This is a genomic window from Aggregatibacter sp. HMT-949 (assembly GCF_041734645.1).
Taxonomy (GTDB): Bacteria; Pseudomonadota; Gammaproteobacteria; order Enterobacterales; family Pasteurellaceae; genus Rodentibacter.
The window spans coordinates 1014455-1035111 of record NZ_CP162010.1; the positions used below are offsets into that span (position 1 = coordinate 1014455).

General features: G+C 44.4%; 19 protein-coding genes. 8 read left to right on the forward strand and 11 right to left on the reverse strand.

Going from position 1 to position 20657, the window contains the following annotated elements; genetic code table 11:
* Positions 1-12: 12 nt before the first annotated feature.
* Together asnS and can are read left to right on the forward strand one after the other, a co-directional pair.
* Positions 13-1416 carry an asparagine--tRNA ligase gene (asnS, locus tag AB3F25_RS04700; RefSeq protein ID WP_373602743.1) on the forward strand — a complete coding sequence of 468 codons (1404 nt, stop codon included), beginning with the start codon at positions 13-15 and terminating at the stop codon, positions 1414-1416.
* Between the two features lie 78 nt (positions 1417-1494).
* Positions 1495-2181 (forward strand): carbonate dehydratase, encoded by a 687-nt coding sequence (gene can, locus AB3F25_RS04705; protein ID WP_373602744.1) that lies wholly within the window; start codon positions 1495-1497, stop codon positions 2179-2181.
* Between the two features lie 63 nt (positions 2182-2244).
* Here the strand turns inward: can and bioD are convergent, their stop codons facing one another.
* From bioD to rlmE, 7 genes are all read right to left on the reverse strand, one after another.
* Entirely contained in the window at positions 2245-2970 is a 726-nt protein-coding gene (gene bioD, locus AB3F25_RS04710) for a dethiobiotin synthase (RefSeq protein WP_373602745.1), read from the reverse strand.
* Between the two features lie 127 nt (positions 2971-3097).
* Entirely contained in the window at positions 3098-3364 is a 267-nt protein-coding gene (locus tag AB3F25_RS04715; RefSeq protein WP_373602746.1) for a YcgL domain-containing protein, read from the reverse strand.
* A gap of 236 nt (positions 3365-3600) precedes the next feature.
* The gene (gene sixA, locus AB3F25_RS04720; protein ID WP_373602747.1) at positions 3601-4080 is read right to left on the reverse strand and encodes a phosphohistidine phosphatase SixA; all 480 of its coding nucleotides are present in this window, start codon (positions 4078-4080) and stop codon (positions 3601-3603) included.
* A 61-nt stretch (positions 4081-4141) separates the two neighbouring features.
* Positions 4142-5476, reverse strand: coding sequence for a phosphoglucosamine mutase (gene glmM / locus AB3F25_RS04725; protein WP_373602748.1), 1335 nt, complete (start codon positions 5474-5476; stop codon positions 4142-4144).
* Between the two features lie 37 nt (positions 5477-5513).
* The gene (gene folP / locus AB3F25_RS04730) at positions 5514-6341 is read right to left on the reverse strand and encodes a dihydropteroate synthase (protein WP_373602749.1); all 828 of its coding nucleotides are present in this window, start codon (positions 6339-6341) and stop codon (positions 5514-5516) included.
* Positions 6342-6454: 113 nt separating this feature from the next.
* Positions 6455-8359, reverse strand: coding sequence for an ATP-dependent zinc metalloprotease FtsH (gene ftsH / locus AB3F25_RS04735; protein WP_373604329.1), 1905 nt, complete (start codon positions 8357-8359; stop codon positions 6455-6457).
* A gap of 90 nt (positions 8360-8449) precedes the next feature.
* Positions 8450-9079, reverse strand: coding sequence for a 23S rRNA (uridine(2552)-2'-O)-methyltransferase RlmE (rlmE, locus tag AB3F25_RS04740; RefSeq protein WP_373602750.1), 630 nt, complete (start codon positions 9077-9079; stop codon positions 8450-8452).
* Positions 9080-9219: 140 nt separating this feature from the next.
* Between rlmE and yhbY the strand changes: the two genes are divergently transcribed.
* Complete coding sequence (gene yhbY, locus AB3F25_RS04745; protein WP_373602751.1) at positions 9220-9519, forward strand: ribosome assembly RNA-binding protein YhbY; 300 nt, start codon at positions 9220-9222, stop codon at positions 9517-9519.
* 44 nt (positions 9520-9563) lie between these two features.
* On the opposite strand, the gene greA is transcribed toward yhbY, so the two are convergent.
* Positions 9564-10040: a transcription elongation factor GreA gene (gene greA / locus AB3F25_RS04750; RefSeq protein WP_373602752.1), complete on the reverse strand. Its 477-nt coding sequence runs from the start codon at positions 10038-10040 to the stop codon at positions 9564-9566.
* Between the two features lie 176 nt (positions 10041-10216).
* Between greA and dacB the strand changes: the two genes are divergently transcribed.
* Positions 10217-11656 carry a serine-type D-Ala-D-Ala carboxypeptidase gene (dacB, locus tag AB3F25_RS04755; RefSeq protein WP_373602753.1) on the forward strand — a complete coding sequence of 480 codons (1440 nt, stop codon included), beginning with the start codon at positions 10217-10219 and terminating at the stop codon, positions 11654-11656.
* Positions 11657-11855: 199 nt separating this feature from the next.
* Here the strand turns inward: dacB and AB3F25_RS04760 are convergent, their stop codons facing one another.
* The 3 genes from AB3F25_RS04760 to pepN are packed head-to-tail and all read right to left on the reverse strand — an operon-like array spanning position 11856 to position 16363.
* A complete protein-coding gene (locus AB3F25_RS04760) occupies positions 11856-12680 on the reverse strand; it encodes a PHP domain-containing protein (protein WP_373602754.1) in 825 nt (274 codons plus the stop codon).
* The gene (pyrD, locus tag AB3F25_RS04765; RefSeq protein ID WP_373602755.1) at positions 12680-13699 is read right to left on the reverse strand and encodes a quinone-dependent dihydroorotate dehydrogenase; all 1020 of its coding nucleotides are present in this window, start codon (positions 13697-13699) and stop codon (positions 12680-12682) included. Before pyrD ends, AB3F25_RS04760 begins: the two co-directional genes overlap by 1 nt.
* Positions 13700-13753: 54 nt before the next feature.
* Positions 13754-16363 carry an aminopeptidase N gene (gene pepN, locus AB3F25_RS04770; RefSeq protein ID WP_373602756.1) on the reverse strand — a complete coding sequence of 870 codons (2610 nt, stop codon included), beginning with the start codon at positions 16361-16363 and terminating at the stop codon, positions 13754-13756.
* Between the two features lie 158 nt (positions 16364-16521).
* On the opposite strand from pepN, the gene purE reads away from it, so the two are divergent.
* The 4 genes from purE to AB3F25_RS04790 all read left to right on the forward strand — a co-directional run bounded on the left by purE (position 16522) and on the right by AB3F25_RS04790 (position 20652).
* Positions 16522-17019, forward strand: a complete 498-nt coding sequence (purE, locus tag AB3F25_RS04775; RefSeq protein ID WP_373602757.1) for a 5-(carboxyamino)imidazole ribonucleotide mutase — start codon at positions 16522-16524, stop codon at positions 17017-17019.
* Positions 17020-17087: 68 nt separating this feature from the next.
* On the forward strand, positions 17088-18188 hold the full coding sequence (gene purK, locus AB3F25_RS04780; protein WP_373602758.1) for a 5-(carboxyamino)imidazole ribonucleotide synthase: 1101 nt from the start codon (positions 17088-17090) through the stop codon (positions 18186-18188).
* 150 nt (positions 18189-18338) lie between these two features.
* A complete protein-coding gene (locus tag AB3F25_RS04785; RefSeq protein ID WP_373602759.1) occupies positions 18339-19529 on the forward strand; it encodes an amino acid aminotransferase in 1191 nt (396 codons plus the stop codon).
* A 223-nt stretch (positions 19530-19752) separates the two neighbouring features.
* Entirely contained in the window at positions 19753-20652 is a 900-nt protein-coding gene (locus AB3F25_RS04790; RefSeq protein WP_373602760.1) for an urea transporter, read from the forward strand.
* Positions 20653-20657: the final 5 nt, after the last annotated feature.

The following is a 20657-nucleotide window of genomic DNA, read 5'->3' on the forward strand; positions in this document are numbered from 1 at the left end:
GTTGAGGTTTATATGTCTAAAGTTGCATCCGTTGTCGATGTGTTACAAGGAAACGTGGCGATTGGCGAAACCGTCACGGTGCGTGGTTGGGTGCGCACTCGTCGCGATTCTAAAGCCGGTTTATCCTTCTTAGCCGTGTATGACGGTTCATGTTTTGATCCGATTCAAGCGATCGTCAACAATGATATTGAAAATTACGAAAGTGAAATTTTACGCCTAACTACGGGCTGTTCCGTAATTGTTACCGGTCAAGTCGTCGAATCGCCGGCTGAAGGTCAAGCGGTCGAATTGCAAGCACAAAACGTCGAAGTAACAGGATTTGTTGAAGATCCCGACACTTACCCAATGGCAGCGAAGCGTCATTCTATCGAATATTTACGCGAAGTAGCTCATTTACGCCCACGCACCAATATCATCGGTGCCGTTGCCCGCGTCCGCCATTGTTTGGCGCAAGCGATTCATCGTTTCTTCCACGAACAAGGTTTTTATTGGGTGGCAACGCCACTCATCACCGCATCGGATACGGAAGGCGCCGGTGAAATGTTTCGGGTTTCAACCTTAGATTTAGAAAACTTGCCTCGCGACGAAAAAGGCAAAGTGGATTTCAGTCAAGATTTTTTTGGCAAAGAATCTTTCTTAACGGTTTCAGGGCAATTAAACGGCGAAACTTACGCTTGCGCCTTAAGCAAAATTTATACGTTTGGCCCGACTTTCCGTGCCGAAAACTCCAACACCACACGCCACTTGGCGGAATTCTGGATGATTGAGCCGGAAGTAGCTTTCGCAACACTCGCCGATAACGCCAAACTGGCCGAGGATATGTTGAAATACGTATTCCGCGCGGTTCTTAATGAACGCCGAGACGATTTAAAATTCTTTGAAAAACACGTCGATAAAGATGTGATTACACGTTTGGAAAACTTTATTAATGCCGATTTTGCTCAAATTGATTACACCGATGCGATCGAGGTATTATTAAAATCCGGTAAAAAATTCGAATTCCCGGTTTCTTGGGGCATTGATCTTTCTTCCGAACACGAACGCTACTTGGCGGAAGAATACTTCAAATCGCCAGTAGTGGTAAAAAACTATCCGAAAGACATTAAAGCGTTCTATATGCGTTTAAATGACGACGGCAAAACTGTGGCCGCAATGGACGTTTTAGCGCCGGGTATCGGCGAAATTATCGGCGGTTCGCAACGTGAAGAACGTTTAGAAGTCCTTGATAAACGTATGGAAGAAATGGGATTAAACCCGGAAGATTACTGGTGGTATCGTGATCTGCGCAAATACGGCACCGTGCCACATTCCGGTTTCGGTCTTGGTTTTGAACGTTTAATCGTTTATGTAACCGGCGTGCAAAATATTCGCGACGTTATCCCGTTCCCACGCGCACCGAGAAACGCGAATTTTTAATTTTAAAACAGACCTAATTCTGACCGCATTTGTAATAAAGTGCGGTCAATTTTTTTCATGATTTTTAAGGAAAGTACCATGAACAAAATCGAGCAACTTTTCGCCAACAATTTAAGCTGGGCGCAACGCATGAAAGAGGAAAATTCCACCTATTTCAAAGAACTTGCCGATCACCAAACACCGCATTATCTCTGGATCGGTTGTTCCGATAGCCGAGTGCCGGCGGAAAAACTCACTAATCTCGAACCGGGCGAGCTTTTTGTTCATCGCAATGTGGCAAACCAAGTCATTCACACGGATCTCAATTGTCTTTCCGTGGTGCAATATGCGGTAGATGTGCTGAATATCGAGCATATTATCATTTGCGGACATACGAATTGCGGCGGTATTAAAGCGGCGATGGCGGATCAAGATCTCGGTTTAATTAACAACTGGCTGTTGCATATTCGCGATATTTGGTTCAAACACGGGCATTTGCTCGGCAAACTGTCGCCGGAAAAACGTGCGGATATGTTGACCAAAATTAACGTAGCAGAACAAGTTTATAATCTCGGTCGCTCGTCCATCGTAAAAAGCGCATGGGAGCGTGGCCAAAAATTATCGTTGCACGGTTGGGTTTATGATGTGAATGACGGATTTTTGGTCGATCAAGGCGTAATGGCGACCAGTCGTGAATCCCTGGAGATTTCTTATCGCAATGCTATTGCGCGTTTATTAACGCTGGAAGAAGAGGATATTTTGAAAAAAGCACATAATGTTGAATAAAAGAAGTGCGGTAAATTTACCGCACTTAGTTCTTTTTTTACTTAGTTTTTTTACTTGCTTTTTCTACTTGACCTGTTCCGTTTGCACGTACAGTAAACGCTCAATATTGGTTAAATAATGTCCGAGTTCTTGGGTTTCTGGGCGATGAACGTAAGGAATTTTACCTAATAGCGGTACATCAATATGATTTTCAAGAAATTCTACGATTTCCGCATAATGACTTAATAACGGATTAATACGATTTGCCACCCAGCCTAATAATGGTACGCCTAGATTCTGAATGGCTTGCACCGTTAATAATGCGTGATTAATACAACCATCTTTAATGCCAACTACAAGCACCACGGGCATTTTGCGGGATTTCACCCAATCGGCAAAAGTTTTACCTTCAGCCATCGGCGTCAACAAACCAAACGACCCTTCCACCGCAACTGATTGATATTTTTGAGTTAATTCATCAAGCATTTGATTGATTTTAGCCAACTTTATACGTTCTTTGGCTTCAACCAACATTGGCAAAGTGTGATCAAAAGTATAAGCGTTAATTTCTTCGTAACTTACCGCCTGTTTGGTTGAATCCATCAAGGTCAGTACATCGTAATTTTCTTTATTATCATAATCCGACGTGAAAGTTTGCTCGACAGGATAAACGCTCTCTTCCGAACTACAAGCAATCGGTTTAAAACCGACAATATTCACGCCTTTATTTTGCAAAGCTTGAATAATCGCACGACAAGCCGTCGTTTTACCGACATTGGTATCAATCCCGGTAATAAAAAAGCTGCTCATTTTCCTCTCCTTTAAATTTTATTAGGCTTAAACTATGGCCTAAAAGAGCGCCGATTCTAAAAGAGTTTTTTTACGAGAAATTTGAGCTAACGCAAAATTTCGCACCTTTCAGACAAGAATTAATCGATTATTTGATCTCACTCAAACTATTAAATAATCCGTCGTCTTGCTTAGGCACTTGTAAATAAAACCCTTGTGCCTCAAGTTTCTTACAAACTTCTGCTTTATCGGCATTGTGAAGCGGTTTATTGCCGGCAAGATTAAACATCATGAGCAATTCGGGTTTACCGAAATGGCTTAGTAATGCATCCGGCACGGCGGAAAAATCATCACGTATCGGCACATAAAGATAACTTCCCGGTTTTTTGGGACTTTTATAAATACTACACAACATTTTGTTTTCCCTTTTCAACATCTCTACTGTTGGTTATAAAAATTCGCCGATATTACGCTAAAAACTAAAACGACTATGCATTAAAGCGCGTCTATCGAAGTATCAAAATAGCACCGCATTGGAGCGGCTTCCAATGCGGTGCTATTTAGCAAGTTCAAATTCGACGCCAAGAGCAAGCCAAAAACGCTTGCCGCCTCAGAGTATTTTGTGCATTTTCGCCATTACTGCGTATCGATTTACAATATCTCCGTCGGGTAGTGATAATTCAAAATTTCACCCTTTCCGTCTTTATAATTGATTTGCGCGAGCGTCGCCGGATAAAAACTAATTGGATTACGCTTGCCGTAAAGCTCGGCGACGATCTCGCCGACTAAAGGCAAATGAGAAATGAGCAAAATATTTTTCATTCCCTCGTTTTCCAATACGGAAAGATAATCCGCCACCGATTCTGCGTTGCCGTAAGGCGTAATACCTTCCCAAATTTCTTGTAGCGACGAGAGTTCGCCGGCAAAAGCGCGATTAACTTGCTCGAAGGTTTCCTGCGCCCGTTGATAAGGGCTGACCAACACGCGTTCCAATGCGGTCGCATTTAACTGCTTCGCAAGCCAAAGCCCTTGCGCAAAGGCTTGTTTTTTACCGTATTCCGTTAAACGACGCGCTTTGTCCGTTTTCGCCATTACTTCGGCTTCACCGTGACGCATAATAAAAATTTTCACGTAGCTTTCCTAACTTTAACCAAAAAATCGACCGCACCTTAAAGATGCGGTCAAAAATGTATTAATTTGCTTTTACGGCTTCGGCGATTTGTTCCGCGCATTGTTGCGCTAATTCGCCGTCTTGGCATTCCACCATTACGCGAATCAACGGTTCAGTACCGGATTTGCGCAACAAGATTCGGCCTTTACCGGCCAAACGTTTTTCCGCATCGGCCGCCGCCACTTTCACCGCATTGCTGTCAAGTGGATTCGCACCGCCGGCAAAACGCACGTTAATTAACACTTGTGGGAATAATTTCACTGCGCCGGCCAATTCGTTTAACGAAAGTTTATGTTTTGCCATCGCCGCTAACACGGCTAGGGAGGCGACAATACCATCGCCGGTGGTATTTTTATCGGAAATAATGATATGGCCGGAATTTTCTCCTCCCAAGGTCCAATCGTTTTCCTGCATTTTTTCAAGCACATAACGATCGCCTACATTCGCGCGGAGAAAAGGTACACCAAGCATTTTGAGCGCGATTTCAAGGCTCATATTGCTCATTAAGGTGCCAACTACACCACCTTTTAATTGACCGGATCGCAAAGCTTCACGGGCAATGATGAAGAGAATTTGGTCACCATCTACTTTGTTGCCGAGGTGATCCACCATCATAATGCGGTCGCCGTCGCCATCGTAGGCCAAGCCGAGATCCGCTTTGGTTTCCAATACTTTTTCTTGCAATGCACGTACATCGGTCGCACCGCATCGTTCATTGATATTCACACCGTTCGGTTCGCAGCCAATTTCGATAACATCCGCGCCTAATTCGCGCAATACATTCGGTGCTATATGATAAGTAGCACCATTTGCGCAATCTACCACGATTTTATAACCTTCCAAGCCTAAATGTGCCGGAAAAGTGCTTTTACAAAATTCGATGTAACGTCCTGCCGCGTCATTAATACGGCTGGCTTTCCCCAGCTCTGCCGACTCAACGCAATCCATCGGTTGTTCAAGCATGCTTTCAATTGCTTCTTCGATTTCATCCGGCAATTTTGTGCCTTGTGCAGAAAAGAACTTAATTCCGTTGTCGTAATAAGGATTATGCGAAGCAGAAATCACAATGCCCGCCTCAGCTCGAAAAGTACGGGTTAAATAAGCAATGGCCGGCGTCGGCATCGGGCCAGTGAATGCCGCGGATAACCCTGCCGCAGCTAACCCCGCTTCCAATGCGGATTCCAACATATAACCGGAAATACGCGTATCTTTTCCGATTAACACGGTTTTTGATCCTTGCGAAGCTAACACTTTGCCTGCTGCCCAGCCGAGTTTAAGCGCGAAATCAGGTGTGATGGGATAACTGCCGACTTTACCGCGTACGCCGTCAGTACCGAAATATTTGCGATTTGCCATAATGAAATTCCTTTAATTTCTTCTTTTTTCTAAATAATTAAGCATTTATTGTTGCTTGCCAAACTTTAAGCGCGTCAGCAGTAGCTGCCACATCATGCACGCGCAAAATTCTCGCACCGTTTTGTGCCGCAATTAAGGCGCCAACCGCACTACCGATAAGACGCTCTTCAACCGGTTTATCCAGCACCGCACCAATCATTGATTTACGCGATAATCCTACCAATAGTGGATAACCGTCTTCACAAAAGGTAGTTAATCGCTGCAATAATTGATAATTGTGTTGCACGGTTTTACCAAATCCGAAGCCCACGTCCCAAATTAAATTTTCTTTACGTACGCCTGCCGCAATGCATTCTGCTGAACGGTTCCGCAAAAATGCCAACACATCTTGCACGACATCCGTATATTTTGGATTTGCTTGCATGGTACGCGGTTGGCCTTGCATATGCATAATGCAAACAGGCAAGCCAAGCTCTGCGGCGGCTTGCAAGGCATTCGGTTGTTGCAATGCACGAATATCATTAATTAAATCCATACCGACTTTTGCCGCTTCGCGCATCACAAGCGCTTTGGAAGAATCTACCGAAATCCAACAATCAAAACGCTCGCGCACCGCTTCCACTAAAGGCACGACACGCTGCAATTCTTCTTGCTCGGAGACCTCTTCCGCCATAGGACGAGTGGATTCACCGCCAATATCGATAATTGCGGCACCCTCATTAAGCATTTTCTCCGCTTGGAAAAGCGCTTTGTCGAGACGAAAAAATCGCCCACTGTCCGAAAATGAATCAGGGGTAAAATTTAAAATTCCCATAATTTGAGGTGCGGATAAGTCCAGACATTTGCCATTGGCATAAATTTTCATAAAAACGGTGATTTTCTAAGGTGAGTTTGAGGTGCGGAATTATAACGAAATCAAGGAGGGAAAAAAACAATAAGAAAAAATAAAGCCTTTCCGTTTGGAAAGGCTTTGTTTGATTATTCGGAATCTTTTGAATTTTCAAGCGGCGTTTCTTCTGATTTTATTTCAGTCGTTGTGCTTGCATAAGCCGCTTGCGACGTTTTCGGTTCTTCCCAACCTGACGGTGGAGTAACCGGCTCGCGCTTCATCAATTGCTTGATTTGCGCTTCTTCAATAGTTTCATATTTTACCAACGCATCTTTCATCGCGTGTAAGATATCCATATTGTCGATAAGCAGCTGTTTCGCACGTTGATAATTGCGATTCACAATCGCACGAACTTCTTCGTCAATCACATGAGCGGTTTCATCAGACATATGTTTGGCTTTCGCCATGGAACGCCCTAAAAACACTTCGCCTTCATCTTCAGAATAAAGAATCGGCCCGAGTTTGTCGGAAAAGCCCCATTGCGTCACCATATTACGGGCAATATTAGTCGCCACTTTAATATCGTTAGACGCACCGGTGGAAATATTTTCTTCACCATAAATCAACTCCTCCGCCAAACGCCCCGCATATAGCGTAGAAAGTTTGCTTTCCAATTGTTTTTGGCTAATGCTGATTTGATCGCCTTCCGGCAAGAAAAAAGTAACACCTAAAGCACGACCGCGTGGAATGATCGTTACTTTATGCACCGGATCATGTTCCGGCACCAAATAACCGACGATCGCATGACCGGCCTCGTGATAAGCTGTGGATTCTTTTTGCTTGTCGGTCATGATCATGGTGCGGCGTTCCGGCCCCATATTGATTTTGTCTTTCGCTTTTTCAAACTCAAGCATCCCGACAGTACGTTTGTTCATACGTGCAGCAAACAACGCCGCTTCGTTCACCAAGTTTGCCAAATCTGCACCGGAATAGCCCGGCGTACCACGCGCCAATGTCATCGCATCAACATCATCGGCTACCGGTACTTTACGCATATGAACTTTTAAAATTTGCTCGCGTCCTCGTACATCCGGCAAGCCTACAACCACTTGGCGGTCAAAACGTCCCGGTCGGGTCAATGCCGGATCAAGCACATCCGGACGGTTGGTCGCCGCAATAACGATGACACCATCATTGCCACCGAACCCGTCCATTTCCACCAACATTTGATTTAGGGTTTGTTCGCGTTCATCATGACCACCGCCTAAACCGGCACCGCGTTGACGTCCCACCGCATCGATTTCATCAATAAAAATCAAGCAAGGCGCGTTTTTCTTCGCCTGCTCGAACATATCACGCACGCGGGAGGCTCCGACACCAACGAACATTTCAACGAAATCGGAACCGGAAATGGTAAAGAACGGTACTTTCGCTTCGCCGGCAATGGCTTTGGCAAGCAAGGTTTTACCGGTCCCCGGAGGTCCTACCATTAAAATTCCTTTTGGAATTTTGCCGCCTAAATTTTGAAATTTATTCGGATCACGTAAGAAATCAACTACTTCGCCCACTTCTTCTTTCGCTTCGTCACAACCCGCCACATCGGCAAAAGTCACTTTAATCTGATCTTGATTAAGCATTTTCGCACGGCTTTTACCAAAGCTCATGGCTTTCCCGCCACCGCCTTGCATTTGGCGCATAAAGAAAATCCAAACGCCTACAAGGAATAGCATCGGGAACCAAGAAATTAAGATTTGTGAAAGGAAACTGCGTTTCTCAAAAGGTGTGCCTTCCACTTTAACTTTCTTGCTAAGTAAGTCATCTAATAATTTCTTATCTTCCAACGGTGGCATAACGGTCATATATTTAGAACCGTCATTTTTGGTTACCGTAATTTCGTTCGTATCAAAACGCGCTTCTCTTACCTGACCATTGCTTACGTCATAAACAAAAGTCGTATAATCGGTAGAACTCTCTGCCGAAGAGCCGTTGAAGCTTTGGTATGCTGTCATCATGACGACCGCAACCACAATCCAAAGGACTAAATTTTTGACCATATCGTTCAAAGTTTAACCTGCCTTTCCTTAAGTTAATAAATTCGACACAAGATACTATATATTGCCAACGCTGAAAAGCTATCGGAGCGATTAGCCTTTATACCCCATCGCCACAATATAAACTTCACGCGAACGCCCGCGCGACGCTTCTGGTTTACGGACTTTCACAATATTAAAAAGAGCGCGTATCTCTTTTAAATATTCGTCAAAACCTTCACCTTGGAATACCTTTACCACGAAACTGCCTTTGCTTGCCAACACTTGTTTGCACATATCCAAGGCGAGTTCCACCAAATACATTGCTCGCGGAATATCTACCGACGGCATTCCGCTGAAATTCGGAGCCATATCGGACAGCACCGCATCCACTTTGTCTTTACCGACCCGCTCTAACAAGGCATTCAATACTTTCTCATCACGAAAGTCGCCCTGTAAAAAATCCACCCCGACTATCGGATCCATTTCTAAAATATCGCAGGCAATCACTCTGCCCTTACCGCCGATTTGGCTCACCGCATATTGCGACCAACCACCCGGCGCAGCACCGAGATCAACCACCGTCATACCCGGCTTAAATAAATGATCCGTTTGTTGAATTTCATCAAGCTTAAAATAAGCACGCGAACGCAGTTTTTGTTTATGAGCTTTCTGCACAAACGGATCTTTAAAATGTTCATTTAGCCAGCGAGAAGAACTCGCCGAACGTTTTTTCTTTCCCATAATTTCTGTTTTTATATCATTTTTGTAGTAGTTTCGCCTATATTTGGATACAATCTGCCGAATTCAAGACCTGAGGAGTTTAAAAGTGCGGAAAGCACCGCATTGATAGCTCCTCATTATTTATTGCTATAGGATTCCTTATGACAACCTTATCAACCAAACAAAAACAATTTCTTAAAGGCCTTGCGCACCATCTTAATCCGGTGGTTATGCTCGGCAACAACGGTTTGACCGAAGGCGTGTTGGCCGAAATTGACAATGCGCTTGATTATCATGAACTTATCAAAATAAAAATCGCCGGTGCCGAACGCGAAACCAAACAATTAATCATCAATGCCATTGTACGTGAAACAAAAGCCTCAAAGGTGCAAACCATCGGCCATATTTTGGTCCTTTATCGCCCGAGCGAAGAGGCTAAAATTCAGCTTCCGCGTAAATAATTATTATCGTTGTAGGGGCAAATACATGCGCCCCTACCGTTTAACTATTCGTAATTCACTTCAATAATTTCAAATTCCACCGTGCCGCCTGGTGTAACGATATTCACGGTATCATCCAGTTCTTTTCCGATCAAACCGCGTGCAATCGGCGAATTCACCGAAATTAAGCCGGCCTTAATATCCGCTTCGTCATCTCCCACGATTTGATAAGTCACCTCATCATCAGTATCGGTATTCACTAAAACCACCGTTGCACCGAAAATCACCTTGCCGTTATTTGGTAACCTAGTCACATCAATTACTTGCGCATTACCGAGTTTACCTTCAATTTCTTGAATACGACCTTCGCAGAAACCTTGTTGTTCGCGTGCTGCGTGATATTCCGCGTTTTCCTTTAAATCACCGTGTTCACGGGCTTCCGCAATGGCCTTAATAATTTCCGGACGACGTACATTTTTCAAAAAATCTAATTCCTTTCTTAATAATTCAGCACCACGAACGGTCATCGGGATTTGTTTCATAGCCTGTTTCCTTAAAATTTAGTCAAAAAGAAAACCACGGCAAAATCCGAGAATTTTGCCGCAGTCCACTAAAGTGTTAAACAAAATCGATAAAATGGGTAAATCAGGTTTACACTCATTCGTTCGGTGGCTATTATTGTTCGCCTAAAAAAAAATAGCAACCAAAACCCGCAAATATGACTCGATTACCTTTAATTTCAACCCTATTTCGTACCCTTTTTATTTCCTTTGGACTTTCTTTTAACGCCGTCGCAGAAGTGAACGTTGCCCCCTTGGTCGCGAATTTGCCGGAAGGCGCCAGCACTGCAGTTATCGCAAAAAATATCGATCAAAATAAAATTGTCGCTGATTACAATGGTTCCACCTTTATGTTGCCGGCAAGTACCCAAAAAGTATTTACCGCCGTGGCGGCAAAATTAGCATTAGGCGACGAATTCAAATTTGATACAGCATTACTCACTAATGGAAAAATCCAAAACGGTGATTTGGACGGCAACTTAATCGTCCGCTTTACCGGCGATCCCGATCTCACTAGCGGGCAACTTTACGACTTACTCGCCGAATTGAAAAAACAAGGCGTGAATAAAATTAACGGCGATTTAGTGTTAGATACATCGGTTTTCTCCAGTCACGACCGTGGTTTAGGTTGGATTTGGAATGATCTCACGATGTGTTTCAACTCACCGCCTTCCGCCGCCAATATCGATAATAACTGTTTCTACGCAGAACTTGATGCCAATCAAGCACCGGGTGAAACCGTTAAAATTAATGTACCGGCGCAATTTCCTATTCAAGTGTTCGGGCAAGTTTATATCGCGGATAGCAACGAAGCGCCTTATTGCCAATTGGACGTAGTGGTGCACGACAATAATCGCTACCAAGTAAAAGGCTGTTTAGCGCGTCAAACCAAACCCTTCGGTTTAAGTTTCGCCGTGCAAGATCCCGATGCCTACGCCGCGGCCATTATTCAACGCCAATTAAAACGTCTTGGCATTGAATTTAATGGCAAAGTTTTGCAACCGCAAAAAATGCAGCAAGGTCAATTGCTCGTGCAACATTTTTCCAAACCGCTACCGGATTTATTGAAAAAAATGATGAAAAAATCCGATAATCAAATTGCCGACTCGCTATTCCGCGCAGTCGCCTACCATTACTACAAACGCCCCGCCTCCTTCCAACTCGGCACCCTGGCAGTAAAATCCATATTACAAAAACAAGGCATCAAATTCGGCAACAGCATCTTAGCCGACGGCTCCGGCCTTTCTCGCCACAATCTTGTTGCACCGAAAACTATGCTTTCCGTGCTGGAATACATCGCCCGCAACGAAGACAAACTCCATTTAATGGAAACCTTTCCCATCGCCGGAGTGGATGGCACCATCAGCGGTCGTGGCGGTTTAATTAATCCGCCGTTAGTAAAAAACGTTATCGCTAAAACAGGCTCACTGAAAGGCGTATATAACTTAGCCGGTTTTATGAACAACGCTCGAGGTGAAAAAGTCGCTTTCGTTCAATTTATTAACGGCTACTCTACCGGTGAACTCGAAAGCAAAACTAAACGCGGCCCGTTAGTACAGTTTGAAAGCGCACTTTATAACGCGCTCTACAAAGACTAAACGTCTAAAACGGCTTGTTAAAATAGCACCGCATTGAAGCCTTATCCCACAAGCTTTCAATGCGGTGCTATTTTTACCTTCCATTTTCCGGCCGGTATTCGAATTTAACCGTAACAGGAAAAGTCGCTTAGTCCGCGCCAAAACAAAATAAAAATGATTCATTCATCGGGCGGAATGCCATATGAGTTTAGAAAAACCATCAAAATCCTGCCCAAACAGGTTTTACACCCTCCGGCAATGCCAAATTCTTGCCTAATTCTACCCAGCCGCAAGGGAAATGAAAATCCGATCCGACAGAACCCAACAAATCAAATTCATTCGCCCAACGCGCCAATATCTGACGTTGGTCCTTCGTTTGACCGCAATCCGCTATTTCCACACCATCACCGCCCCAGGTTTTAAAATCCGACATTAGTCGGCGCACCCACTTTCCCGTCATGTTATAACGTAACGGATGAGCAATAACCGCTATTCCACCGGCGGCATGAATAGTTTCGATAGTCGTGGGAATATTCGTCCATTCGGCTTTCACGAAAGCGGATTTGCCCGGTCCTAAATAGCGTTTAAATGCTTGGCCGTCATTTGAAACTTTGCCGATTTGTACCAAATATCGGGCATAATGAGCGCGCGTAACTTCGCCATCAGCAAGGGTTTTGGCGCCTTCATAGGCATTAGGAATACCCACTTTTTCCAATTTTGCACCAATTTCTAACGCCCTTTTTTCGCGTAGTACTTTTTGGTTTTCCAAAAGGGCGAGCATTTTCGGATGCATTTTATCGAAATTCAGTCCAACAATATGAATGCCACGCCCTTCCCAATCTGTTGAGACTTCCACGCCGCTAATCAGCGCTATGCCAATTTCATCGGCAGTTTGTTTAGCCTCATCAATACCTGCAACGGTATCGTGATCGCATAACGCCAGTACATTGACACCCTGTTCAAATGCACGCAGCACCACTTCTCGCGGTGAAAGTACGCCGTCCGATGCGGTGCTGTGGCAATGTAAATCGTATTTTTTCGTCATTATTTAATTGCGTTTACTAATTCTTTGACTAATTTCGGGCCTTGATAAATTAAGCCGGAATACACTTGCAATAGCTCGGCTCCCGCGGCGATTTTTTCTTGCGCGTTTGACACGCCGTCAATGCCACCACTGCCGATAATTGGAATCTGCCCTTTCAATTCTTTGTGCAAACGCTTGATAACCGCTGTGCTTTTGTGTTGTAACGGCTTGCCGCTTAAGCCGCCTTGTTGCTCGGCATTGTTTAATCCCGCGACAGTGTCACGTGAAATAGTGGTATTGGTCGCAATGACGCCGTCCATTTTATAACGTACCAAGGCATCGGCAATTTGCACCAATTCACTTTCCGATAAATCCGGCGCAATTTTCACCGTGATCGGTACGTATTTGTTATATTGCTCCGCCAAAATTGCCTGACGCGCCTTAATGCTTTGTAGTAAATCATCGAAATAATCGCCGTATTGCAACCGGCGCAAATCCGGCGTATTCGGCGATGAAATATTCACGGTAATATAGCCCGCGTAGTTATAGGCTTTATTCAAGCAAAAAATATAATCGTCTTTACCGTGTTCCAACGGCGTTTGCTTATTTTTGCCGATATTAACACCGATTACTCCTTTATAACGGGCGTTTTTTACATTTTCGACTAAATAATCAATACCCTTATTATTGAAACCGTTGCGGTTAATAATACCTTCTGCTTCGATCAAACGAAACTGGCGCGGTTTGGCATTGCCGTCTTGCGCAAGGGGCGTTACCGTGCCCACTTCAATAAAACCGAACCCCAACGCACCAAAGCCGTCAATCGCCTCACCGTCTTTATCGGCACCTGCTGCCAACCCGATCGGATTCGGAAAAAGCACGCCCATCACCGTTTTCGGCGAACCTTTCGGCGTACCGATTAAGGATTTTAAAAGCGACTGGAACCAAGGCTTTCCTGCCAGTTTCAAACATTGAATAGTAAAATTATGCGCTTTTTCCGCATCCATTTGGAAAATCGCCTGACGAAATAACTGATACATACTTGTTTATCTCTTGGGACAGGTATAAAACCTGTCCTAATGTGACCCTTCAGCTTATTGCAACGCTTTTTCAATCTTCTCAAATAAATCTTTAGAAAGATTTTCCACCGTACTCAATCGCTCTAACGCACGTTTCATTAAAGTTTGGCGTTGTGCATCGTAGCGGGCAAAGCGAATTAACGGCTCAATTAAACGCGCAGCCACTTGCGGATTGGTGTCATTTAATTTGATTAAAATATCCGTTAGGAAGCGATATCCTGAACCACCTATTTTATGGAAAGCCTTAAGATTTCGATTAACAAAGCTCCCCACCAATGCACGTAAACGATTTGGGTTGTTGAAATTAAAACTTGGATGATCCATCAAACGGTTCACAATCTCTAATACATTTTCATCCGGTCGGATGGCTTGCAAAGCGAACCATTTATCCATGACCAAGCCATCGTGTTGCCATTTTTGCTCAAAATCGGCAAGCAACGCATCGCGACAAGCCAATGCGGTGCTGGTGGCGGCACTCAACGCGGCAAGCTTGTCTGTCATATTATCGGCAGAATTGTAATGTTTTTGCACAATATTATTACCAAGTGACGTATATGCCAAATAGCTTAAACACAAGTTACGCATAGCACGAAGGGCTATATCTTGCTGTGTGACACGGTAGCCTTCTAAGCGGATGTGATTATAGGTTTTGAGCAACGGCTCTTTCAAATATTCTGCTATCGCGCGCAACATAAACTCACGCGCTGCCGTAATACCGTCCGGATCAATGGTTTTGAAATTTTCGGCAAATTCAAGATTACTCGGTAAAGTTAAAATTAACGCAGCGAGTTCAACATTTTCTTCGTAATGGTCTAACACTTGGGAGAGTGCCACTAAAATTTGCGGAGAAATTTCAAATTCTTCGTTTTGTTGAAAATGCGCTACGTTACGTCGTAATTCATTCACAAATAATATTTGTGCTGCATCCCATCGAACGAAAGAATTTTCGGCAAATTTTAATAAAACAAGAAGTTGCTCCGTGGTGAAAGCGTAATCTAATTTCACCGGTGCGGAAAAATCCGCCAACAAAGCAGGCACCGGACGGCCGTATATACCGTGAAATTCGAATATTTGCTCTTTTTCAGTAACGTTTAATACTTCACTCAACGGTTCGCCATTACATTGCAACATTTGTTTAGTGCCGTCTTGCGCATACAAAGCGATTTTAACCGGAATATGCAAATTTACTTTTTCCATTTGATCGGCGGTCGGCGGTGTAAATTGAGACACCTTCAGACGATAGCTGTGCGTTTGTTCGTCGTAAGCATCGCTAATGAATAATTCCGGCGTACCGGATTGGCTGTACCAACGGCGAAATTGGGTTAAATCAAAATCGTTTGCACGTTCCATTGCGGAAATAAAATCTTCGCAAGTTGCCGCTTTACCGTCATTTTCGGCGATATAAAGAGCCATACCTTTTTGGAAGCCTTGCTCGCCTAATAAGGTGTGCAACATACGAATCACTTCCGCGCCTTTTTCATACACCGTTACAGTATAGAAATTATTCATTTCAATCACTTTTTCCGGACGAATCGGGTGCGCCATCGGCCCTGCATCTTCGGCAAATTGCGTGGTACGTAGGAATTTTACATTGTTGATACGATTTACCGCACGAGAACCGGTATCGGAGGAAAATTCTTGATCACGAAAAACCGTTAAGCCTTCTTTTAAGCTTAGTTGGAACCAGTCACGGCAAGTTACGCGGTTACCCGTCCAGTTATGAAAATATTCGTGCGCAATGACGCTTTCAATGGCGAGATAATCGTCATCCGTCGCGGTTTGTGGATTGGCGAGCACGAATTTCGAGTTGAAAATATTTAAGCCTTTATTTTCCATTGCGCCCATGTTGAAGAAATCCACGGCGACAATCATATAAATGTCTAAGTCGTATTCCAAATTGAAGCGTTCTTCGTCCCATTTCATCGCTTTCTTCAAACTTTCCATCGCCCAATCGGCACGATCGAGATTGCCACGATCCACATAAAGTTCCAGTGTCACTTCTCTGCCGCTTTGAGTAACGAATTTGTCTTGCAATAAATCAAAATTGCCCGCCACTAAAGCAAATAAATAGCTTGGTTTCGGAAACGGGTCATTCCATTCCACCCAGTGACGACCATCGGCTAAATCACCGGTCTCAATGCGGTTCCCATTGGAAAGTAGAAACGGGTATTTGGTTTTATCGGCCGTGATTTTGGTCGTATAGCGCGCCAATATGTCAGGACGATCCAGCATATAAGTGATTTGACGGAAGCCTTCCGCTTCGCATTGAGTACAAATGCCTTCGCCGGATTGGTATAAACCTTGTAATGAGGTATTTTCGGCAGGAACAAGAATCGTCACAATTTCCAGCTCAAATTCGTCCACACTTTTGCCTGTTAAATTAAGCGTTAAACCTTCACCGTCTTGTTGATAAGCGGTGAAAGGTTTGCCGTTAAATTTAATCGAGGCGAATTGGAAACTATGACCGTCTAAGCGAAAGGTTGTCGCATTTTTATTTAAACGTTTGAATTTTGTGGTCGCCGTGACAACGGTATGTCTTGGATCTAGTTGAAAGTCCAAATAAATATCCGTTACGGTGAAATCAGGTTGTTTATAATCTTTTCTATATTTTGCCTTGGCTAACATAATCTGCTCTTTTCTAACAAAAAACCGCGCCTAGAATAAAATTTTACGACTCAACTTGCAATGAGATTTTCCTTCCTCAAGCGGAAGCAAACGTTTGCTCAAAGTAGCGAAATTATGCTATTCTACGCCCGTTTTTTCTTTATATTGAGAGCAAATCAATGTCAGCCAATCAACCACAAATCGCCATCGTTATGGGCTCCAAAAGCGACTGGGCGACCATGCAGGAAGCCACGCAAATTTTAGATACGCTTCAACTGCCTTATCACGTGGAAATCGTTTCCGCCCACCGCACGCCGAATAAACTCTTTACGTTCGCCGAAAATGCGCAGCAAAACGGCTATAAAGTCATCATTGCCGGCGCCGGCGGTGCCGCGCATTTACCGGGAATGATTGCCGCAAAAACCCTCGTCCCCGTTTTGGGCGTGCCGGTCAAAAGTTCCATGCTAAGCGGCGTGGACAGCCTGTATTCCATCGTGCAAATGCCGAAAGGCATTCCGGTCGGCACATTAGCCATCGGCCCGGCGGGCGCCGCCAATGCGGGTCTGTTAGCGGCACAAATTTTAGCGACTTGGGATGGCGAATTGCGTTCGCGCTTGCAAGCGTTCCGCGAAAATCAAACCAATGCGGTGCTGGATAATCCGGATCCGCGCGTTTAAAAACATTTAAAAAACTGACCGCACTTTCAAAGTGCGGTTGTTTTTTCATTTTCATAAGAAGAAACCTCATGCAAAAATCCTCTCTCTATCCCCCTGTTTACGTACTCGGCAATGGTCAATTAGGCCGCATGTTGCGCTACGCCGGCGCGCCGTTGGATATTCAAGTCGAGCCTCTTGCATTCGATGCGCCGTTGTTTGATTTACCGCCGAATGCGGTGCTCACGGCAGAGATCGAACGTTGGGAAAAAACGCCGTTAACCGAACTCCTCGGCAATCATAAAAATTTTGTGAATCAAAACGTGTTCAGTTTATTAGCCGATCGTTTCACGCAAAAATCGCTGTTGGACGAATTGATACTTCCCACTTCGCCTTGGTGTTTATTAAAAGACAACCATCAATGGCCGGACGTATTCCAAACTATCGGCGAAAAAGTCGTGGTAAAACGCCGTACGGGCGGTTATGACGGTCGCGGGCAGTGGATTATCAACGATAAAAATAAAACCGATATTAGTAACGATCTTTTCGGCGAAGTAATTGCGGAGAAATTTATTCCCTTCGATTACGAAGTTTCGATTGTCGGCGCGCGTTTCAAAAACGGCGAAAAACGTTTTTATCCGGTCACGCACAATTTGCAGCAAAACGGTATTTTGCGCTATAGCGTTGTGAGCACCGCATTGACGCAACAGTTTGCTCAACAACCCGCGCAGCAAAAACAAGCGGAAGCCATGCTAGGCAAAATTATGGATAAGCTTAATTATATCGGGGTGATGGCGATGGAATGTTTTGTGGTTGGCGATCAATTGCTGATTAATGAACTGGCGCCACGTGTGCATAACAGTGGCCACTGGACGCAGCTCGGTTGTTCCATAAGCCAATTTGAATTGCACTTGCGCGCCCTGCTCGATTTGCCTACGCCACAATTACAAATTTTCGCGCCGAGCGTGATGGTCAATTTAATCGGCACGGAACACAACGCACAATGGCTCAATACGCCGTTCGCGCAGCTGCATTGGTACGGCAAAGAAGTACGCCCGGGGCGCAAAGTCGGTCATATTAATTTGACGCATCCGGATAAAACCATTTTGATTCAGCTATTGGAAAAACTGCGCGGCGAATTACCGGATGATTATCAATCTGGCTTAAACTGGGCAATTGAGCAATTAAAATAAATTCATTTTTAACCGCACTTTTTTAAGGCGGATTAACCTCCTTAAAGTGTGGTTAAATTTTGCGGCGTTTTTGCTTGCTAAAGGCAAAAGGTTGCAGTATAAGAACAGCAAATAAATTTCCATAACACACATCAAAAGAAGGAAAACGCTATGTTTGAAAATATCAAAGCCGCGCCGGCAGATCCGATTTTAGGCTTAGGCGAAGCATTCAAATCAGAAACTCGTGCAAATAAAATCAATTTAGGTATCGGCATATATAAAGACGCACAAGGCGCAACGCCGATTATGCGCGCTGTGAAAGAAGCCGAAGCGCGTTTATTGGCGAAAGAAAACAGCAAAAATTACCTCGGCATTGATGGTATCGCCGATTACAATCAACGCACTAAAGCACTTCTTTTCGGCGCAGATAGCCCAATTATTGCGCAAGATCGCGCCAGAACCGTGCAAAGTTTAGGCGGCACCGGTGCACTTCGCATTGCGGCCGAATTTATCAAACGCCAAACCAAAGCGCAAAACGTTTGGATTAGCACGCCGACCTGGCCGAACCATAATGCGATTTTCAATGCGGTGGGCATGACGATTCGCGAATATCGTTATTACGACGCCGAACGTAAAGCATTGGATTGGGACAACTTAATTGCCGATTTAAGCAATGCCAATGAAGGCGATGTGGTGCTTTTCCACGGCTGCTGCCATAACCCGACGGGGATCGATCCGACGCCGGAACAGTGGAAACAATTGGCCGAACTTTCCGTAAAAAACGGCTGGTTGCCATTATTCGACTTTGCTTATCAAGGCTTAGCCAACGGCTTAAATGAAGACGCGGTCGGTTTACGCACGTTTGCCGCCAATCACAAAGAATTATTGGTCGCCAGTTCGTTCTCGAAAAATTTCGGTTTATATAACGAACGCGTCGGCGCCTTCACTTTGGTGGCGGAAAACGCAGATATCGCTGCAACCGCATTAACTCAAGTGAAATCCATTATTCGCACGCTCTACTCCAACCCGGCATCGCACGGTGGCGCAACGGTCGCGACCGTATTAAACGATCCGCAACTTCGCCAAGAATGGGAAAATGAACTGACTGAGATGCGTGAACGCATCAAAAAAATGCGCCATTTATTTGTGCAACTTCTGAAAGAATACGGCGCAAAACAGGATTTTGGTTTTATTATGGAACAAAACGGCATGTTTTCCTTCAGTGGTTTAACGCCGGAACAAGTGGATCGCCTCAGAGAAGAATTCGCCATTTATGCGGTTCGATCCGGGCGTATCAACGTGGCGGGCATTACGGAAGATAATATCCGTTACTTGTGTGAAAGTATTGTGAAAGTGCTTTAATCTAAGCAAAACATACATAAAAGCGCATCTCGGTATGCGCTTTTTGTTTTTAAGGAAAAATTAGCAGGGGACGATGTTATCAATACGAATCTAAAAATAAATTAATATTTTTAGATAAAATCTAAATTAAATCTTCTTTCTTTAGAATTTTAACTATAAACACTTTGAGTTTTAATGAAATCTCCCTAAACTTCAAAAGCATTATTTTTTAGGAGGCATTTTTGTGCGGTTTATAAAAATCGTCCTTGTCGGAATCGGACAAATCTTTTTACAAGAAAACGGTTTATCGGGACTTATCATCGCTATCGCCATGTTTTTTAGCCACTGGGCGCTAGGCTTAAGTTGTTTACTCGGCTCGCTCATCGGCACCGCATCGGCTATCCTATTGCACTATCCACAAAACGAAATTAAACAAGGTTTATACGGCTTCAACGCCAGCCTTGCTTTTATGTGCACAATCTTCACTTTCGGACTAACCGGTTTATCGCCCTTAATCCTTGCGCTAGGCGCCTTCAATGCGGTGCTCTCCACGCTTCTCATGCGTGAATTCACCAAACGAAACCTCACCGCTTACACCTTTCCTTTTGTTGCGACTTGTTGGCTATTTTGCCAAGGTATAGCGCACTTTGGTTTGTTCGGTTTATCGCAAACTACACCAAATTTAGCGGATCACACTACAACGCTAGATGCCATCAAGCAACCCTTTTACGCTTGGGCGGAAGTTAATTTTGGCGCCGATTTAATTACCGGCTTGCTATTATTTCTTGCCATCGCGATCAATTCTCCCCGGGCGGCAATGTGGGGCATGACGGCAGCTGTTTTCAGCTCGTTCTTTGCCACTTGCTTGTTCGACATTGAACCAAACCGACTAGCAAACGGCATCTACGGCTTTTCCGCGATTTTATTGGCGTGTGCCTTTGCCGGCAAACGGCTACGAGATTTTGTTTATGTGCTCACCGGCACCGCATTGACCGTAGTGATTCAATTTGGCGTAGCGAAAATGGGCCTCGCCCCTTATACTATCGGGTTTATTGTGGCGGCTTGGCTAATGTTATGGTTTAAAAATAAAGTCGATCACAGTACCTTAAGTTCACAAAAACTCAGCAATTTTTTTAATCCGTAAAATCA

Excerpts from the sequence above, each read along its gene's own strand:
- folP (WP_373602749.1), bottom strand. The coding sequence starts at position 6,341 with ATGAAAATTTATGCCAATGGCAAATGTCTGGACTTATCCGCACCTCAA.
- yhbY (WP_373602751.1), top strand. The coding sequence starts at position 9,220 with ATGACAACCTTATCAACCAAACAAAAACAATTTCTTAAAGGCCTTGCG.
- AB3F25_RS04715 (WP_373602746.1), bottom strand. The coding sequence starts at position 3,364 with ATGTTGTGTAGTATTTATAAAAGTCCCAAAAAACCGGGAAGTTATCTT.
- rlmE (WP_373602750.1), bottom strand. The coding sequence starts at position 9,079 with ATGGGAAAGAAAAAACGTTCGGCGAGTTCTTCTCGCTGGCTAAATGAA.
- greA (WP_373602752.1), bottom strand. The coding sequence starts at position 10,040 with ATGAAACAAATCCCGATGACCGTTCGTGGTGCTGAATTATTAAGAAAG.
- can (WP_373602744.1), top strand. The coding sequence starts at position 1,495 with ATGAACAAAATCGAGCAACTTTTCGCCAACAATTTAAGCTGGGCGCAA.
- asnS (WP_373602743.1), top strand. The coding sequence starts at position 13 with ATGTCTAAAGTTGCATCCGTTGTCGATGTGTTACAAGGAAACGTGGCG.
- glmM (WP_373602748.1), bottom strand. The coding sequence starts at position 5,476 with ATGGCAAATCGCAAATATTTCGGTACTGACGGCGTACGCGGTAAAGTC.
- bioD (WP_373602745.1), bottom strand. The coding sequence starts at position 2,970 with ATGAGCAGCTTTTTTATTACCGGGATTGATACCAATGTCGGTAAAACG.
- AB3F25_RS04785 (WP_373602759.1), top strand. The coding sequence starts at position 18,339 with ATGTTTGAAAATATCAAAGCCGCGCCGGCAGATCCGATTTTAGGCTTA.
- purK (WP_373602758.1), top strand. The coding sequence starts at position 17,088 with ATGCAAAAATCCTCTCTCTATCCCCCTGTTTACGTACTCGGCAATGGT.
- purE (WP_373602757.1), top strand. The coding sequence starts at position 16,522 with ATGTCAGCCAATCAACCACAAATCGCCATCGTTATGGGCTCCAAAAGC.
- dacB (WP_373602753.1), top strand. The coding sequence starts at position 10,217 with ATGACTCGATTACCTTTAATTTCAACCCTATTTCGTACCCTTTTTATT.
- ftsH (WP_373604329.1), bottom strand. The coding sequence starts at position 8,359 with ATGGTCAAAAATTTAGTCCTTTGGATTGTGGTTGCGGTCGTCATGATG.
- pyrD (WP_373602755.1), bottom strand. The coding sequence starts at position 13,699 with ATGTATCAGTTATTTCGTCAGGCGATTTTCCAAATGGATGCGGAAAAA.
- AB3F25_RS04760 (WP_373602754.1), bottom strand. The coding sequence starts at position 12,680 with ATGACGAAAAAATACGATTTACATTGCCACAGCACCGCATCGGACGGC.
- pepN (WP_373602756.1), bottom strand. The coding sequence starts at position 16,363 with ATGTTAGCCAAGGCAAAATATAGAAAAGATTATAAACAACCTGATTTC.